This is a genomic window from Bacillus sp. N1(2025) (assembly GCF_053470005.1).
The window spans coordinates 305073-322564 of sequence record NZ_JBLTJB010000002.1 but is presented as its reverse complement, the minus strand read 5'-3'; the positions used below and the strand labels follow the sequence as shown (position 1 = coordinate 322564).

The 17492-nt window shown below is 44.9% G+C and carries 16 protein-coding genes; 1 reads left to right on the top strand and 15 read right to left on the bottom strand.

Annotated elements, in window-relative coordinates:
* Positions 1–17: 17 nt before the first annotated feature.
* From bacC to ACNFN4_RS06450, 4 genes are all read right to left on the bottom strand, one after another.
* A complete protein-coding gene (gene bacC, locus ACNFN4_RS06465) occupies positions 18–779 on the bottom strand; it encodes a dihydroanticapsin 7-dehydrogenase (protein WP_014419150.1) in 762 nt (253 codons plus the stop codon).
* A complete protein-coding gene (locus ACNFN4_RS06460) occupies positions 776–1486 on the bottom strand; it encodes a cupin domain-containing protein (protein ID WP_003151000.1) in 711 nt (236 codons plus the stop codon). The genes bacC and ACNFN4_RS06460 overlap by 4 nt, the downstream gene beginning before the upstream one ends.
* Positions 1476–2090: a bacilysin biosynthesis protein BacA gene (locus ACNFN4_RS06455; protein ID WP_017418682.1), complete on the bottom strand. Its 615-nt coding sequence runs from the start codon at positions 2088–2090 to the stop codon at positions 1476–1478. The genes ACNFN4_RS06460 and ACNFN4_RS06455 overlap by 11 nt, the downstream gene beginning before the upstream one ends.
* Positions 2091–2251: 161 nt before the next feature.
* Entirely contained in the window at positions 2252–3490 is a 1239-nt protein-coding gene (locus tag ACNFN4_RS06450; RefSeq protein ID WP_215797196.1) for an MFS transporter, read from the bottom strand.
* A gap of 222 nt (positions 3491–3712) precedes the next feature.
* Between ACNFN4_RS06450 and ACNFN4_RS06445 the strand changes: the two genes are divergently transcribed.
* Positions 3713–4915, top strand: a complete 1203-nt coding sequence (locus tag ACNFN4_RS06445) for a multidrug effflux MFS transporter (protein ID WP_014419153.1) — start codon at positions 3713–3715, stop codon at positions 4913–4915.
* Positions 4916–4947: 32 nt separating this feature from the next.
* On the opposite strand, the gene ACNFN4_RS06440 is transcribed toward ACNFN4_RS06445, so the two are convergent.
* From ACNFN4_RS06440 to rfbD, 11 genes are all read right to left on the bottom strand, one after another.
* Positions 4948–6366: an amino acid permease gene (locus tag ACNFN4_RS06440; RefSeq protein WP_012118711.1), complete on the bottom strand. Its 1419-nt coding sequence runs from the start codon at positions 6364–6366 to the stop codon at positions 4948–4950.
* A gap of 24 nt (positions 6367–6390) precedes the next feature.
* Positions 6391–8073, bottom strand: coding sequence for a M20 family metallopeptidase (locus ACNFN4_RS06435; protein WP_182072097.1), 1683 nt, complete (start codon positions 8071–8073; stop codon positions 6391–6393).
* A 71-nt stretch (positions 8074–8144) separates the two neighbouring features.
* Complete coding sequence (gene pruA, locus ACNFN4_RS06430; protein WP_182072099.1) at positions 8145–9692, bottom strand: L-glutamate gamma-semialdehyde dehydrogenase; 1548 nt, start codon at positions 9690–9692, stop codon at positions 8145–8147.
* Between the two features lie 207 nt (positions 9693–9899).
* Complete coding sequence (locus tag ACNFN4_RS06425) at positions 9900–11186, bottom strand: Glu/Leu/Phe/Val family dehydrogenase (RefSeq protein WP_014419156.1); 1287 nt, start codon at positions 11184–11186, stop codon at positions 9900–9902.
* A gap of 231 nt (positions 11187–11417) precedes the next feature.
* Entirely contained in the window at positions 11418–12353 is a 936-nt protein-coding gene (locus ACNFN4_RS06420; RefSeq protein ID WP_182072101.1) for a sensor histidine kinase, read from the bottom strand.
* Between the two features lies 1 nt (position 12354).
* Positions 12355–13053 carry a response regulator transcription factor gene (locus ACNFN4_RS06415; RefSeq protein WP_014419158.1) on the bottom strand — a complete coding sequence of 233 codons (699 nt, stop codon included), beginning with the start codon at positions 13051–13053 and terminating at the stop codon, positions 12355–12357.
* A 191-nt stretch (positions 13054–13244) separates the two neighbouring features.
* Entirely contained in the window at positions 13245–14111 is an 867-nt protein-coding gene (locus ACNFN4_RS06410; RefSeq protein ID WP_021494767.1) for a DUF4097 family beta strand repeat-containing protein, read from the bottom strand.
* A gap of 20 nt (positions 14112–14131) precedes the next feature.
* A complete protein-coding gene (locus ACNFN4_RS06405; protein ID WP_448200063.1) occupies positions 14132–14836 on the bottom strand; it encodes an ABC transporter permease in 705 nt (234 codons plus the stop codon).
* Between the two features lie 64 nt (positions 14837–14900).
* A complete protein-coding gene (locus ACNFN4_RS06400) occupies positions 14901–15827 on the bottom strand; it encodes an ABC transporter ATP-binding protein (protein ID WP_025649399.1) in 927 nt (308 codons plus the stop codon).
* Positions 15828–16185: 358 nt separating this feature from the next.
* Positions 16186–16641, bottom strand: a complete 456-nt coding sequence (locus tag ACNFN4_RS06395) for a dTDP-4-dehydrorhamnose 3,5-epimerase family protein (RefSeq protein ID WP_003150986.1) — start codon at positions 16639–16641, stop codon at positions 16186–16188.
* Positions 16638–17486, bottom strand: a complete 849-nt coding sequence (gene rfbD / locus ACNFN4_RS06390) for a dTDP-4-dehydrorhamnose reductase (RefSeq protein ID WP_015418465.1) — start codon at positions 17484–17486, stop codon at positions 16638–16640. The genes ACNFN4_RS06395 and rfbD overlap by 4 nt, the downstream gene beginning before the upstream one ends.
* Between the last annotated feature and the right edge of the window lie 6 nt (positions 17487–17492).

Sequence of the window (17492 nt, the reverse complement as noted above, 5' to 3'; positions counted from 1 at the left end):
ATGTAAACACTCCTTCTCTATTGTGCGGTGTATCCACCGTCTGCGGTGATCGCGCTTCCGGTCATATAGCTTGATAAATCCGACGCGAGAAACAGCATGACGTTCGCTATTTCTTCAGGCTTGCCGAGTCTCAGCAGCGGATTGACTTTCGCTTTTTCTTTTTTGATTTCTTCAAGCGTGCCTTCGTTGTTTTCAAGGAACGACTTTTCATTCAAAGGTGTGTCAATGATTCCCGGACACACGCAATTGACGCGGATGTTGTGTTTGGCGTAATCGACGGCCATCGAACGCGTCAGCTGCAATACGCCGCCTTTAGAGGCGTTATATGCGGGAATGTCGGGCCATGCAACGACTCCTCCGACGGAGCACGTGTTAATGATATTGCCCTTGCCGCTTTTGAGCATATACTTGAGCGCGTGCTTGCTCATAAGAAACATGCCCGTCAGATTGACGTTGAGCACCTTGTTCCAATCGCTCAGCTCCATCTCATGAATCGGCGCGACAATTTCGATGCCGGCGTTATTGATTAACACATCCAATCCGCCGAACTTGTCTACCGCTGACCGGATGGCGTTTTGACATGCCGGCTCATCTGTAATATCCGTCTGCACAAAATGCAGCCTGTCATTGTTTTCTTTCCTGATCATCGCTTCTCCCTGCGCCTCATCAATATCCGCGACGACCACATTCGCCTGCTGATTCAGAAACGCCTGAACCGCGGCATAACCGATGCCTGATGCGCCCCCTGTGATGAGGACGGTTTTATCCGTCAGGTTCATGACTCTTTCGCCTCTAATTTTTTCGCTTTTGCTCTGTTATAGCGCGGAGGGAAAAAGATATTGACTGATTTTGAATCTTTTTCAAATCTGTTGATGGCGCCGTGATCTTCTCTCGGATCGCAGAAATAAGCTGTGCCGAATGTCATATCCACTTTGCAGCCTTCAATGGTCATATCATAGCCGCCGCCGATGCAGATGCCGATCTGTTCATTGCGGTGTTTATGAAACGGCATTTCTCCTCCATTGCCCGGAATGTTGGCAAGCATGATTTCCACCCAGTCTTCCACGAAGAACGTGACTTCCATCCCAGGCAATAAGTCTCTCGTTTTAAAAATATTCAAAAAATAGTCCTCGGGGCTTGTGTAGGTTTCACCGGCTTTCAGGCGTTTAATATCAATGGCGATCACTTCTTGATCCGTCTCATTTCTTGCGCCGTGAGGCACGTTAGGAGGCGCGATATAGGCTGATTCCAGCGCTGTCATCTTTCTTGTGACATCTCCGACAGTCATGGACAGCTCTCCGGAAACGACAAGGCCGATTTGGACTTCCTTATGCTGATGCGGTTCCACGTTTGTATGCGGCGGAACGTAAGAAAGCAGAACTTCCGTATCGCCTCTGACGGACGAATATTGTCTTACTCCGTTATCCCATTCTATTAATTTAGGCGTCGGGAAATAAAGTTCCTGCAAATCTTGTTCAGTTTTCATCATGAATCTCTCCTTTTCCGAATAATGACCAGCTCATGGGAATGCTTTTAAATGTTTTGACAAAGTGAAGGCCGTACTTTTGTCTGGCCAGCTCATTTGTCAGCGCGATGTCGGACAAACCGTCCTTCACTCTTTTCGCGGCTGCGCTCGTTGAGTTCACCAGATCAAACGTGACATCTTTACGGGTAAAATACTTAATCAAATTGATAGGAGACGGGTGGGATACGATGACAGCCTTATCAAGCATGTCATCCGTATATTCAAAACCGGGCCGGACAGCCAGGCCGTACATCGGGGTGTCGCACCTGAAAATTTGCAGAAGCTGCAGATCCGGTCTCATGTAGAAGTGCTTAATGCCGTCATACGCGTGAGGCACAATTGTGTATTCCAGCGGACTTTGAAGCGTTTTTTCAATGCACGATTCAAATGTATCATGCAGTGATAATTTACTGTTCACCCCTTGGAGAAGGGTAAAATTGGTGATGAAGTTTTTTGCTGCGTACTCACTGCTTGTCCCTTCAGGACCGAGCGTGTTGATCGTAATCAGTTTAGATATTGAATAAGCCTTGCTTTTTGTTTGAATGCTATTATCCAATATAATCATGAGCACCAACCAATCTGTTAAATTTTAAGTAAATATTATCCATAGACGTTCAAGCTGTCAATATTATTTGAAAATATTGATAATTATTCCTATATATTAAAAAACACCTTAAGATATAAGGTGTTAAAAATTAACATTTACAAAATTATAGAAACTTTATTTTACCGATACAATGATTGGTCGGCCTGATGCTCATATTTCCCATACCTTCTGTATGCGAAAACGCTGAGGACAAAACCGATGAGGGTGACGGCCGCACAGATAAATCCGACAGCTGCATATCCGTATCCGACATAGACTGGACCCATGACAGCAGAACCCAAGGTGACGGCCAAATTGGACGCCAGGCTGTAAAATGCCATGATTTTGCCCCGGCGGCTCTGTGAGCAATCACTTAAAATGGTGCTGAGCAAGGTCACCGTCAGGCTTTGCATCAATCCCCAGACGAATAACCCGATGACCAAAAACGGCATTGATGACGGCGCATAGGCGAGACAGGAAAGCCATATGCTGATCATGGCCAATGCCGCGATCAAAGAGCGCATTTTCCCCGCCTTATCTGCGATTTTTCCGGTGAACACGCTCATGGAAAAACCGATTCCGTACACCATGATCAGCAGCCCTGAAGCTGTATTCCCCCCCGGCAGCACGCGGTGAAGATATGTGCCGAGAAAGGAATACATGCCGTAAAAACCGATCATGTTGCAAAAAGTGATCGTGAGGTATACAGGGACACGGGGCACCTTCAGCGCATCCCGGAAAGTGCCTGCCTGCCGTCCGTTTTCCTCTTCTGTTTTATCCCCATCCGCCGTACTGCGGCGCGCCTCAATGAAAATGAGCGAAGCAACGAGGACAGACATCAGGGCGAAAATCCAAAACGTCCACCGCCAATTCAAAACACCGCCGATAAAAGAGCCGATCGGAACGCCGAAAATCAAAGCGAGCGACCAGCTTGACACGATCAGACCCATCACCTTGCCGCGGTACGCATAAGGCACACGGTCGCCGACCACCGCATATGCTGTCGGCACAAACGCACCCGCCGCAAGCCCGGAAAGCGCCCTGCCCAGAAAGAAGAAAAAGAGATTGTGCGCCAGCGCGCAGATCACCGTGCCGGCCGTAAATATAAGCAGCCCCGCCAGCAGGCTGAGTTCCCGGGAATATTTATCTCCCAGCGGAACGAGAAGCGGAGCGCCGATAAAAATCATCACTCCGTAAATACTGATGGAAAGCGCCAGCACACTGACATCCGAGCTGAAAGCCCGCGCCAAATCCGGAAGCAGCGGAGAAATCACCAGCTCTTCAGAACCGGCGGCAAATACGCCTAATGTCAAAGCAAGCGCGAGACAGATCGGAAATCGGCGTTTCGTTTCGATGTGATCGGTTTGTTTGCTGTTCATGCTCTGTGAACACCTCTTCCGTAAAACTTTTCTACTTTTTGTTGTTTTATAGTTTAGCATCCTTATGTTTCATTTTACATTTCACATGAAAACCAATTCTGATTTTTTATTTACATTCAGATTTTAAATAAAATATTTAGTTTATATTCAACAAATAATATAAAATACGCCGTCCGGTTATGCTATAGTGATAGAATCATTTGTTAAGGTGGGGGTCATGGAATGAATAACGCTGATTCAAAGGCCGCCCGCGCAGGCCTCGGCATGGTACTGATTCTCGGGACGCTCGCTTCATTCGGGCCGCTTTCGCTCGATATGTATCTGCCCGCTTTGCCTGAAGTGGCGGCCGATCTTCATACGACAGCGTCACTTGCGCAGCTGAGCCTGACGTTTTGTCTTTTGGGGCTGGCGGTCGGGCAGATCGTTGTCGGGCCGCTCAGTGATATGATCGGGCGCCGGAAGCCGCTGATTCTGTCATTGCTGCTTTATACGCTGTCTTCTTTATTATGCGCCTTCAGCCCTTCTGTTTCGTTTTTAATTGTCATGAGGTTTATTCAAGGATTCACCGGGGCGGCCGGAATCGTCATCGCACGGGCTTCCGCACGCGATATGTATTCCGGAAAAGAATTGACGGCTTTTTTCTCATTACTGATGCTCGTCAATGGGGCGGCGCCGATTTTAGCGCCGATTACAGGGGGATTTATCCTTCAGTTCGCCGGCTGGAAAATCGTATTTATCGTGCTGGCGGTGATCGGCTGTATCATTTCTGCCGCCGTGCTTACGGCGTTGCCTGAATCACTCCCGCCGGAAAAGCGGACAAGCGGCGGACTCCGGGAGACGCTGATGACGTTTCGCGGCCTGCTTGGCGACCGGATGTTTATGGGATTTGCGCTCAGCCAGGCATTTGTGATGACCGGCATGTTCGCATACATTGCCGGGTCGCCGTTTGTACTGCAAAACATCTACGGCGTATCAGCGCAAATGTTCAGCCTGCTGTTCGCCGTAAACGGTGCGGGAATCATATGCGCCACCCAAATCACCGGACGGATGGCTAAAACACATGATGAACGGAAGCTGTTTGTCTCCGGGCTGTTGATCGCCGTCATCGGAAGCATCGCTTTGCTTTTATCACTTGCGTTTGGTTTAGGCCTGACGGCGGTCTGCATTTCTTTATTCATCATTGTTTCTTCTGTCGGGATCGTCACGACGACGGGATTTTCTTTGGCTATGCAGAAACAGGAGAAAGGCGCGGGAAGCGCTGCGGCTCTTCTCGGACTCCTGCCCTTTATCGGCGGTGCGGCTGCCGCTCCCCTTGTCGGTATTGCCGGAGAAGAAAATGCCTGGCCGATGGCCGTCAGCATTTTCGGTTTTGAGTTCTGTGCCGTTCTATCCTATGTGCTGTCGGCAAAACGGAAAACAAAGTAAAGCCCGCCGCTTTAAGCGGAGGGCTTTTTTTCTTATCCGGCAGCGCCTTTTTCCGAAGAAGCCGGCTCACGCTTCAGGCGTTTTTTGATACCGAAGTGATAATACGCGTAACAGATGATCATCAGCGGGACGCCGCAGTACAGACCGATACGCTGGTCGGGGATAAAAATGAGACTGATTAAGATAAGACCGTAAACCGAAAATCCGAGAATCGGCACGATCGGATAAAGAGGCGTTTTAAACGCCAGGTCTTTCAGATTTCCTCCTTCAGCGAGAAAGCGTCTCCGGAAAACGAATTGTGAAGCGCAGATTGACATCCACGCGACGACGGTAATCATACCGGAGATGGAAATGAGCCACACATACACCGTTTCAGCCGCGAATACACTTGTCAGCAGGGATAAACCGGAGATGGCGATGGTGATGGAAAGAGCTTTCAGAGGCACGCCTTTTTTCGTCAGTTTCGTTAAGGAAGCGGGGCCCATCTTAGTTTTTGACAGGGACCACATCATTCTGGACGAAGCATACAGTCCGGAATTCGCCACCGACAGCATGGCGGTCAGAATGACAAAGTTCATGATATCAGCCGCATAGGGAACGCCGATTTTATCCAGCACAGCCACAAACGGACTTTCGATGACGCCTGCCGTTTGGTACGGCAAAATGGACACGAGAACAAACATCGCCAGCACGAAGAAAAACAGCGTCCGCCATATGACGTTTCGGATCGAGCGGGGAAGCGTTTTTTCCGGATTTTCGCTTTCTCCCGAGGCGATTCCGACCAGTTCGGTGCCCTGGAATGAAAAATTCACCATGACAAGGGTAAACAGCACGGCTTGGGCGCCGTTCGGGAAAAGCCCTTTGTCCGTCGTAAAGTTTGACAGATACGGAGCCGTCTGCCCGCCGTTAAAACCGACAAAGCCGAATACCGCAGCGCAGCCGAGAATAATAAACAATACAATGGCCATGACCTTAATGCTGGAAAACCAAAATTCCATTTCCGCAAAACTCCGCGCAGACAGCGCGTTAATGGAAAAAATGACGACGCCGAATACCAGGCACCACACCCAAATCGGAACGGCCGGAAACCACCGCTGCATTAAAATCCCCGCCGACGTCAGTTCAAGCCCCACTGTATTGGCCCAGCTGAATGCGTACATCCATCCGATCGTAAAACCCGTCGACGGCCCGAGAAACTTTGCGGCATACGCCTGAAATGATCCTGCAACCGGCATGGCGACCGCGAGCTCCCCCAAACAAAGCATCACCAGATACATTAAAAATCCGCCGATCACATAAGCCAATATCGCGCCGATCGGTCCCGCTTCACTGATCGTAAAACCGGAGCCCAGAAAAAGCCCCGTCCCGATCACGCCGCCGAGGGCGATCATAAACAAATGCCGGCCCTTCATCGTGCGCTGCAATTCAGTTTGATTGGTATCTCCCTGCATATACATCCCCCTTATTCCGTTATGTCAGCCATTTGTGCGTATGTCTAGTCGGTAGCTGTGCAAAAGGTGCATTGTCGTCTGCTGAATGAGCTCCGGCAGCACATGGAATGTGTACGGCTTGTACACGCGTTCCGTCCATTTATGGCCGTCCTTTCCGTATACCCCTATATTGACCGACGGAATATTCAATTCCCTGATTTCTTTAAAAGGAATCGTCCCGATGACATCCCAGCCCGGAAAATTATCGGTAAAGGCGGAGACCTCCTCGTCTGTTTCATGCAGCGATAAAAAGCTTCCGTCCGCTAAATAAGGGAAAAACTTTTTAAAGACGAATGTTTCTCCGGTTGATGCCGCTGTTTTATCGACCGCTTCTTGAATGACATGCTGCAAAAGCCGGTCCCGTGTGCTTTCTTCCTTCAGATAATTGTGCGGAAGGTAAGGCGGCGCATAGAAAATAATGACCTTGGCTCCCTGCTCAGGATCGAGTTTTTGCAGTTCCTCGACGGCTTTAAAGCATCTCATCCGCAGTTCAAGATGTTCATATGTTTTAAATGCCTGCTCGATACACTGCGCCGGGTCTATCCCGCGGCTTCTCAGCCTTTTCAGATAATCTTCCAGACTGTACACTTGAACGTTCCATGACATCTCTTTTTTCGGCAGGCTCGTTCTCTCACAGTATTCGTCGTAATAATCAGATAATTTTCGTTCTGTCTCTTTGCAGGCTTCGTCAGCCACCGCAGTCAGCTGATCCATGACTTCTTTGGCGGTTTTCTCGTAAATAAAATAATTAAAATAGACATAGCTGCTGACGGCGGTCTGCACGTTATACGCTTCCTTGTTGTCACGCTGGTACAGGCAGGTCGGCGGAAGCACAAGCTCCCCTTCAATGTTTTCCGCCATATGAATATTGTTGTGAACTCTTCTGGTGATTTCTGACGCGATCAAATTCGGATCGATGCCGGACAGCGTATCACCGACATGCACCTCCCGCCCGTAAATCGCAAAGCAAGGCAAAAGCTTCCCTGCCGCGCCCGTGTAGATGTACCTTGTCGTGTCACCCTCATACAGCGGCGTGATGAAGTCGTTATTAATCGCTGCTAAATAACGAAGCTGCTTTTCTTGTTTCAGCCGTTTTAATTCAGAAATGCTGGTTAAAATGCCGGAATGCTGGCTTTCTTCATCCGGGTTTGCCATGAACAGAATATGGCCCGGCAGCTGATCGCGCTGCTCAGAAAAGTGAAGCAGATTGGCGAGATGAACGGCAATACCGCTTTGCATATCAACTGAACCCCTTCCGAACATCCACTCGCCTGAGCGGGCGTCCCGCTGCACATCCCGATCAAATTCATAGTTTGAGAAATACTCCGCGAGACGGTCGGAATCAAAAGCGATATCTTTTAAAGGGCCGAAATCCTCGATGCCGACCGTATCAAGATGAGCGTGATAAATGACCGTATTCAGGCTGTCGCCGTTTCCCTCAATAAATGCGAAAATATTTTTGCGGCCGTAAGGGTCCTCTGGAATCGCCTGCTCCCACACATGTGACGGGTTCTCCTGAAAGTAGGGAAAGCTCTTGATCATATCTTTGATATAGTCGGCTTTTTTTCCTTCTCCCAATGTGCCGTTGATGCTGTTTAACGCCACCAGTGATTTCGTAATGGCTTCTATTTTCTCCTCCGGAAGCATTTTGCTGAGCTGCTGATACATGTTCCATCCTCCTTACCCTCATATAGAGAAAATAGCGCGACTCTCTTTTTCATCGCGCTATTTCCGAAAGATTAATAGGCTTCAGACGTTGTTTTTGCCTGCATATGAAGAATCAGATAGTCAGGTCCTCCGGCTTTTGAATCGGTTCCTGACATATTGAAACCGCCGAACGGCTGGTATCCGACAATCGCTCCCGTACATCCGCGGTTGAAGTATAGATTCCCGACGTGAAAATCTTCGCGGGCGCGTTCAATGTGCGCGCGGGTTTTTGATAACAGAGCGCCCGTCAGTCCGTAATCGGTATTATTGGCAATCTCAAGCATATGGTCGAAATCACGGGCTTTTGAGATCGCGACGACCGGCCCGAAAATTTCCTCCTGCATCAGGCGGGCGTTTTCATCAACATCCGCAAAAATGGTCGGCTGAATAAAGTATCCTTTTGAATCATCACCTTCGCCTCCCGTCAAGAGTTTTCCTTCTGTTTTGCCGATTTCGATATACCTCATGACTTTATTATAAGATGCTTCGTGGATGACTGGCCCCATGTATGTATCAAAATCTTCCGGACTTCCGACGGTGAGTGATTTTGTTAAAGCGACGGCTTTTTCAACAACTTCATCATAGACGTCCTGATGAATGACCGCACGGGAACCGGCTGAACATTTTTGGCCTGAGAATCCGAAGGCGGAATACACGATTGAGGAAGCGGCAAGATCAAGATCAGCACCTCTGTCTACAAGCACCGTATCTTTCCCTCCCATTTCGGCAATGACCCGTTTCAGCCACTTTTGGCCCGGCTGTACTTTTGCGGCGCGTTCATAGATGCGGCATCCGACCGCACGGGAACCTGTAAACGACACAAATCTCGTCTTCGGATGCTCAACCAGATAGTCGCCGATTTCTCCTCCGTCGCCCGGTATGAATTGGAGCACGCCGTCCGGCAGGCCCGCTTCTTTCATCACTTCAACAAATTTCGCCGCCACGACAGGCGCCGCATCCGCCGGTTTCAGCAGTATCGTGTTGCCTGTTACGATGGCTGCCGCCGCCGTTCCCGCCATGATCGCAAGCGGGAAGTTGAATGGAGAAATGACGATTCCCACCCCAAGCGGCTCATAGTGATACTGATTAAATTCTCCGTCACGGCTCTTTACAGGGGAACCGTCTTTCAGTTTCAGCATCTGACGGGCATAATACTCTAAAAAGTCGATCGCTTCCGCCGTATCAGCATCCGCTTCCTTCCACGGTTTTCCGGCTTCTTTCACTAGATACGCGGAGAATTCGTGCTTTCTTCTGCGGATGATCGCCGCCGCTTTAAACAGCACATTCGCGCGGTGTTCCGGCCGTACTTTTTTCCATGTTTGAAATGCCTGCAGCGCAGCCAGCATGGCCTTTTCCGCAAGTTCTTTTCCGGCTGCCGATACAGAACCGATCACTTCTTTTTTATCTGCCGGATTGACGGAAATGATCTTTTTATCCGTTTCAATCTCTTCACCGTTGATGATAAGCGGATAATGCTTGCCGAGCTGTGAATTCACATAAGCCAGCGCTTCCTGAAACGATTGTTTATTTGTCTCTTCCTGAAAATTTGTAAATGGTTCGTGTGCGTATGAAACTGTCATTAGAATTCCTCCCCGTATTTTGTAATGTGTGCTCACGCTTTATGAAGATGCAAGAAGCATACCAGCATAGCAATTTGTGATAAAAATGAGAAAATCTTTGCCGAAAGCGGACGAAGCTTGTCCGAATCTGTCAGCTGCAATCTGAAAACGCAAAGAAATTTTGCGATCTGCTATATAACTGATGCAAAATCTCTTTGCGGATAACACTTATACCCAGCCGCGGAACCGGGCCGCTTCAGCCGACTTTCTGATGCCCGTCATATAGGCGGCCAAACGCATATCGACTTTGTGGGTATGCGCTGTCTGATAAATGGATTCAAACGAATTCACCATGACGCTGCGCAGTTTTCCGGCGACTTCCTCCTCAGACCAGTAAAAGCCTTGATTATTTTGCACCCATTCAAAATAAGACACCGTCACGCCGCCGGCGCTTGCCAAAATATCCGGCACGAGAAGCACGCCTCTTTCATTCAGGATTTTCGTGGCGTCTATCGTTGTCGGCCCGTTCGCCGCCTCCACAATGATTGAGGCTTTAATGTGATGGGCGTTTTCAGCCGTAATCTGATTGGAGATTGCGGCAGGCACGAGAATATCACAGTCCTTTTCCAGCAGCTCCCTGTTCGTTATGACATCCGAGAAGAGATTCGTCACCGTGCCGAAGCTGTCCCGCTTATCCAGCAGGTAATCAATGTCAAGGCCGTCAGGGTCATACAAAGCGCCGTGGGCGTCTGAGATGCCGATCACCTTGGCGCCGGCATCATGCATAAATTTAGCGAGAAAGCTCCCCGCATTTCCGAACCCCTGAATGATGATCCGCGCATTTTCCAATGGAATCCCTTTTTTCTTAACGGCTTCCTCAATACAAATCGTGACGCCTTGCGCGGTCGCTGTCTCCCGCCCCTGTGAACCGCCGAGAACGATCGGTTTGCCCGTAATGAATCCCGGTGAATCAAATTCTCTCAGGCGGCTGTATTCGTCCATCATCCATGCCATAATCTGCGAGTTGGTATATACGTCGGGAGCCGGAATATCCTTTGTCGGACCGACGATCTGGCTGATCGCGCGCACATATCCGCGGCTCAGCCGTTCCAGCTCTCCGAATGACATCGTCCGCGGATCACAGATGATGCCGCCTTTTCCGCCCCCGTAAGGAAGATTTGTGATGCCGCATTTTAAAGTCATCCAGACCGAAAGCGCCTTAACCTCTTCTTCACTGACTTCCGGATGAAACCGCACGCCTCCTTTTGTCGGGCCGACTGCGTCATTATGCTGTGAGCGGTAGCCCGTGAAAACCTGTACTGAGCCATTGTCCATTTTGACAGGGATGCGGACGGTCAAAAGCCGCATCGGCTCTTTCATCAATTCATACATATTGTCAGGGTACCCCAGTTTGCGCAGGGCCTCTTTTATGATCGATTGTGTTGACAAGAACAAATTAAGAACTTCTTTTTCTTCATCTTTCTGATTGCTTTTAGAAAGCGGGTTGGCTGACATGTTTTATCACCTCATCGTATTTTACGTGTAAGCTTCAATTACCGGCAGAACAAAATGTAAGCGCTTTTACACCAAAACCCATCAATCCCTTTCACATTGTCGTTACGCCCCTTTTTATATGCAAGATTCATGCCAGGTTTTTGTGTGTAAAAAAAGAGGCTGTTGTCAGCCTCTCAGATTAAAGAGAAAGGGGATTTGAAGACGTATACAGAAGAAACCTTACTGCTTTTATTAAAATTTAATACGTCTTAAACGTACAGAAAACGTTGTTTCTTTGAAGGGGACACTATTTAGAGATATACTTCCTTCCATTTGCTCTACTAATCTCTTAGTAATCGTCAGCCCCAATCCGCTTCCCTGATAATTGGTATTTCTCGAGTCCTCCAATGTGTACATTCGTTCAAAGACACGGTCTTTATGCAATTCATTTATCCCTTTTCCTTTATCTGATACTTCTACAAAAACATCATTATCAGTTATTCTGATCTTTAAACCCACCATCTTACCATCGGAACCATATTGAATTGCATTCATAATTAAATTATTCAGAACCCTCTCAATTGCATCTTCATCTCCGCTAACAAAGACAGAATCATCGGGTATATCAATCACTACTTCAAATTCTTTGCTGATTAAAATTTCGTAGTAATCCAAAATTATTTTTCGGCTGACTTCACATATGTCAATTCGTGAAGAATTTAATTTTTTATCTCCTGACTCTAATTTTACAAGTTCAAAAAAACGGTTTATTAACGCTAATACCTCGACCGTTTTTAAATTAACTGTTTTTAGTAAACTCATAACCTTTTCCGAAGTCAGACTTTTATCGTTATTTATCATTTCAATATAACCTAGTATAACTGTTAAAGGCGTCTTTAAATCGTGTGAAATATTTGATAACATTTTTCGCATGGACAGTTCAATACTATTGTAGTTCCCTTTGATCTTTTGATTATGGTCTAAAAGACGGTTTATTTGAATTAACAAGGATTTTATATATTTATCTTCCGTGTTAAGCAATAATCTTTCGCCTGTCTCTTCATTAACAACTTTTCGAAGTTTATTTCTTATATATTTAATCTCAGTCCTTAGATTTAATCGGCTTCGGAAAAGAAATATATTTACTGCTGCAGAGCATATGAATAAAATAACCAACATATAAAACAATTTAAAAATCTCCCAACTTATAACCGATTCCCCACAAAGTTTTTATGTACATTGGATGAGATGGATCGTCCTCAATTTTCTCTCTGAGCCGTCTAATATGAACATTAATTACATTCTCATCTCCATGATACTCATCTTCCCATACGGATTTATAAAGTTGAGACTTAGTATATACTTGTGAAGGATTAGAAATAAAGAGTTTTAAAATATTAAATTCTTTTGCCGTGAGATTAATCTTTTCATTGAATTTTTTAACAGAAAAGCCATGCAGGTCAACACTTAAATCACCTATTTTAATGATTTTTTCTTCCTTTGAAGACAGGGAGCTCTTATAGTGTCTTTCTCTTCTAATGGTTGCTTTAATTCTGGCTATTACCTCCAGCATAGAAAAAGGTTTAGAAATATAATCATCAGCCCCGAGGCCGAGACCAAGTGCCTTATCTACATCTTCATCTTTTGCAGACATGATAAGAACGGGAACCATACTTTTGGAACGAATCATTCTTAAACATTCCATCCCATCTATCTTCGGAAGCATTAAATCCAACAATATAACCTCAAACTTTTGGGTGTTCAATATGTCTAAAGCTTCTTCACCATCAAAAGCTGCTGTTACTTCAAACCCTTCTTTCGTTAAGCTTTCGCTTACCATATCGCTTATGAATTGGTCGTCTTCTACAATTAATATTTTGTAACCCAAGCTTTCCGCTCCTTAAATATAAAACTGATATTCTTAATTCACTGTTTATTTCAATCATTATACAGATAATTAATCTCATTATAATTATTTTTTATACAAAAGGAGATAAATATTCCAAAACATTTTAAATACAAACAAATAAGACAACCATTCTTCAATAGCGGGAATTGTTGTTTTGTGTTTTTCTCTTTTTATCTCACCTTTATCGAACCATCTTCACTAGATAGACTTACTTTATTACTTCCCGCGCCAATTTCACCTTTTTTCAGTTTTACGCCATCATGGCTCTTATTAAGCCCATCTAGATCAAACGTTACATCAGAATTACTCTGAGCAAAAACAGCAAGTGAAGTTGGCGCTTTTTTATAAGATACACCTATATCTCCTGATTTCGTATTTACTGATAAAGATGTTCCTTCTGTTATGTCCTTGATTGAAACCGCTCCATCTTTAGAAGTAACCTTTACATTGGAACTATGTATTTCCTTCATCTCGTTATCGCCGCTTGCAGATGTTATATTTAATTTCTCAAAAGAACTATTTTCAACGCTTAACGCCCCATCCTTGGATGAAAACTTTCCAGTATGAGCCGAAACATTATTGATTTTTTCATCACCGGAATGATTATCAACGACAATATGTTCAGCTGAAATTTCACTTAATTGTATATTCCCATCTTTATTGGTTATTTCAATATTGTTCATACCTGAATCGGGAACATTAATATAGATTGTGCCGCCCTGCTTCCCAAAAGTAAATCCATCCAAAAAGCCGCCATTCTTTTGTTCTTTTTGACTAACGACCAAATCTCTCCCATTTTCTTGAAATGTAACTGGAGCCTTATCTTTCTGTTTCCCCTCAGCAGATATTGTTACCTTATTTAAATTACTCTTTTTAAACTTCACATCCCATGAGTCAGTATATACTTTTAAAGTATCAATTTTTTCAACATTGTAGGACACGTTCTTTTTAAAGTTTTTAGTATCTGTCTTATAAAGGCTTAAAACAATTCCGCCGATTACGATTAACACTGCACATGATGCTATAATCTTCTTCATTGTATAATTTCTCCTTTTATCTACAATAAATCTTTCTGATCCACCTTACGGTAAGAAAGATAACCCACTAAAAAACCAAATAAACAAAGTATAATTGGAATGATAATAAATTGACTTAAACTGACTGTTTCTCCTCCGTCGGAAACTGTTGCATTGATAAAGACCCCGATTATGACAGCCCAAGTGATTGTAGCAGAAGTTGATTTTTTTCTCATGCCGAAAAATAAAGGAATCAGACTCACTCCTCCCATCATAAAAGCGGTGAGAAGAGTCGATGGCATAGCGGAAATAACTTCACTCATTTCAACAGGCTTCTCGAATAAATATAAGTGCGGACTCACGAAGAGAATTAACAAGTTAATAACAAACGTAGCAATAACAATACTTACAAAGCAGAATAGGAAGACAATAGATAGTTTAGCTTGCATTAATTTTTTTCTTTGTAAAGGATAAGTAAACAGCAATTGTATTGTTTTATTTTTATATTCATCAATAACTAAACGGGATAAAATCACAGCAGAAAAACAAATAAACACAATTCTGATTAAAATATTAGTTAGAGATATAAAATCTGCATAATCACGAAACATAAGTTCATTTTCATTTTTAGATTCCCATCCCATAAAAGCCGCTAAGGCAAAGATGATGAATATCCAAAGTGCCACCCATTTAAAATACTGTGATAAGTGATGTTTTTTGTACTCTAATTTCATAAGTTTTAACATGCTAATAGCCTCCAGCAGAAGAATTTAAGACAATGCAAATAGGTGCATAACACAGACGGGCAATCTATCTAGTGTGTATTCCCTCCCCATTCATAGAATTTAAGAAGTATTCTTCTAAAGAACTGTGTTTTTTATTTATACTTTCTATACCAATGTCATTCAGAATAAGTGCTTTAGAGATTTCTTGTTGTGTAACTGCTGTTTCATAGATACGAATTAATTGCTGGTCAATCATTTTAAAATTTCTTATCCCCAGATTTTGCTCTAAAATATATAACGCTTTTTTTATATTTTGGACTTTTACCTCTACATACTCTGTTTGTTTTCCGTTTATACTCTTCATAGAAACTTCTTTTATTAACTTGCCATTCTGTATGATACCAACAGTATCTGACATTTGTTCCATTTCGGCTAAAATGTGACTGGAGACTAATAATGTAATTCCATATTCTCTGCAAAGTAACTTAAAGAGATCCCTCAACTCTTTTATACCTATTGGATCCAGACCGTTAATCGGCTCGTCTAAAATGAGAAGTTCTGGTCTTGTAGAAATAGCTCTGGCTATTCCTAACCTTTGTTTCATTCCTAAAGAAAACTCTTTCACTTTTTTATTATCAATATTATGTAACTTTACAAGCTCGATAGCGTGGTCAATGGATTTTTTATCGTAATAGCCCATATATTCACAATGGAAATCTAAATTTTCTTTAGCAGTGAGGTTGTCATAGAAAATGGGATATTCAATAATGGTGCCCATTCGTTTTAAAACTTCAAATGACGTATCTGTTAATTTCTCACCGAAAATTTCTATTTCCCCACTTGTTGGCTTGATTAAATTGGTAATCATTTTCATAATGGTTGTTTTACCTGCACCATTGGGACCCAAGAATCCATAAATCTCCCCTTTTTTCACGTGCATATTAACCCCGGAAACAACTTCTTTTCCTTTAAATGTTTTTGTAAGCTGACTCGTTTTTAAGATGTATGTCATTCGCTTTCCCCTTTCCATATATACTCCTACTATATAAAGGAAAGTTCTCTTTTCCCTTAAGCAAATATTACTTTTTTCTTAAGATTTTTCTAATTAAATCCTAATCCTATCCCCATTCTATAAATCATTTATTGTTTTTTAGGATGTATGTTCTTCATAGGAGAAGAAAATAAGAATCTTTTAATTTTTGGTTCCATTAAGGATTAACTGACATCTTCCAAGACATTTTTGATGAAATTGTCCTTCAGGCCAGCAATCATGATAGTCGACGGTCGTATCTTATTCACTAGCTCCATTCACAGCAAATGCTAACATCAGCACAAAAAAACGAAGACATCCGCTGTCTTCGTCTTGTGCGCTACCGGTGAGCCGTCTGCCAGTCAAATCCGATGGTGTCATCATTCCACGGAATTCTTTTTTCGTCAGGCTGATCCGGATTGTAGGACATCGTCGTGAAATAAATAATGGTCAGCGGGGTTTCGCCCAGCACTCTGTACCCGTGTGCGACGCCTTTGGGAATGAGAAGGAGCATCGGATTGTCTTCTCCCATGTAGTAGACATCCGTTTCTCCCTTGGTTGCCGACTCTTCGCGAAGGTCATGGAGCACGACCTGGGCGTGACCCGTCGGAAAAAACCACAGGTCATCCTGTTTCTCATGATAGTGAAATGCTTTAATGACGCCGGGATAGCTTTTGGACCAGGAAGCCTGCCCGAAACGCTCTAAGAGATGTTCATCGTCACGGACGAGTTCTGAGAAAAAACCCCGGTCATCGCTGTGTTTGATCAGCTTTTTGATTTTTACGCCTTCGATCACTTGCACTGTCCCTCCCTTTGTAAATAATCATGCAGCGCTTCCCGCCAATGCCTCATGCCGAGCCCCTGCCGTTCAATCGACTCAAGACTCAACACCGAATAAGCGGGGCGCGGCGTCTCATTTCCGTATTCCTCCGTCGTGACGGGCAGCACGGCGGCGGTTCTGCCGCTTTCTTCAAAAATAGCCTTGGCAAATTCATACCAGCTGCACACTCCGCTGTTTGCGGCGTGATATAAGCCCGGCGGCCTGTCAAACAGACCGATCACCGTTTCGGCTAAATCCTTTGTGTACGTCGGTGCGCCGACTTGATCGTTAACGACACGCACCTGATCATGTGTATCCGCAAGTTTCAGCATCGTATTGACAAAGTTGTGCCCGCCGCTGCCGTACACCCACGATGTTCTGATAATGGTGTGGTTTTTTCCCGTTAACCGGATCAGTTCTTCGCCGAGTTTTTTGCTTTTTCCGTAAATCGTGCCCGGATCTGCGGGATCGTCGGTCTGGTATGGCCGTGTTCCTTTGCCGCTGAAGACGTAATCGGTGCTGATGTGAATGAATTTCGCGCCGGTGTTTTCAGCCTCAAGCGCGGCATAATAAGCGCCGATTCCGTTTATTAAATACGCTTTGTCGAGCTCCGTTTCACATTTGTCAACGGAGGTGTATGCCGCCGTATTGACGACGATATCCGGCTTGTAATGGCTGAACGAGTGCCGCACCGAACGCTGGTCGGATATGTTCATCATCGCTTTTGTCAAGGCGATCACTTCATACCCTTCCCGCTTCAGCTGGCGGCATAACTCCCGCCCCAGCTGGCCGGCCGCTCCGGTTACTAATACCTTCGTCAATCGGAT

What these genes read in the sequence shown, in the direction of transcription:
- bacC (WP_014419150.1), bottom strand. Translation starts at nt 779, where the DNA reads ATGAACCTGACGGATAAAACCGTCCTCATCACAGGGGGCGCATCAGGC.
- ACNFN4_RS06460 (WP_003151000.1), bottom strand. Translation starts at nt 1,486, where the DNA reads ATGAAAACTGAACAAGATTTGCAGGAACTTTATTTCCCGACGCCTAAA.
- ACNFN4_RS06455 (WP_017418682.1), bottom strand. Translation starts at nt 2,090, where the DNA reads ATGATTATATTGGATAATAGCATTCAAACAAAAAGCAAGGCTTATTCA.
- ACNFN4_RS06450 (WP_215797196.1), bottom strand. Translation starts at nt 3,490, where the DNA reads ATGAACAGCAAACAAACCGATCACATCGAAACGAAACGCCGATTTCCG.
- ACNFN4_RS06445 (WP_014419153.1), top strand. Translation starts at nt 3,713, where the DNA reads ATGAATAACGCTGATTCAAAGGCCGCCCGCGCAGGCCTCGGCATGGTA.
- ACNFN4_RS06440 (WP_012118711.1), bottom strand. Translation starts at nt 6,366, where the DNA reads ATGCAGGGAGATACCAATCAAACTGAATTGCAGCGCACGATGAAGGGC.
- ACNFN4_RS06435 (WP_182072097.1), bottom strand. Translation starts at nt 8,073, where the DNA reads ATGTATCAGCAGCTCAGCAAAATGCTTCCGGAGGAGAAAATAGAAGCC.
- pruA (WP_182072099.1), bottom strand. Translation starts at nt 9,692, where the DNA reads ATGACAGTTTCATACGCACACGAACCATTTACAAATTTTCAGGAAGAG.
- ACNFN4_RS06425 (WP_014419156.1), bottom strand. Translation starts at nt 11,186, where the DNA reads ATGTCAGCCAACCCGCTTTCTAAAAGCAATCAGAAAGATGAAGAAAAA.
- ACNFN4_RS06410 (WP_021494767.1), bottom strand. Translation starts at nt 14,111, where the DNA reads ATGAAGAAGATTATAGCATCATGTGCAGTGTTAATCGTAATCGGCGGA.
- ACNFN4_RS06405 (WP_448200063.1), bottom strand. Translation starts at nt 14,836, where the DNA reads ATGTTAAAACTTATGAAATTAGAGTACAAAAAACATCACTTATCACAG.
- ACNFN4_RS06400 (WP_025649399.1), bottom strand. Translation starts at nt 15,827, where the DNA reads ATGACATACATCTTAAAAACGAGTCAGCTTACAAAAACATTTAAAGGA.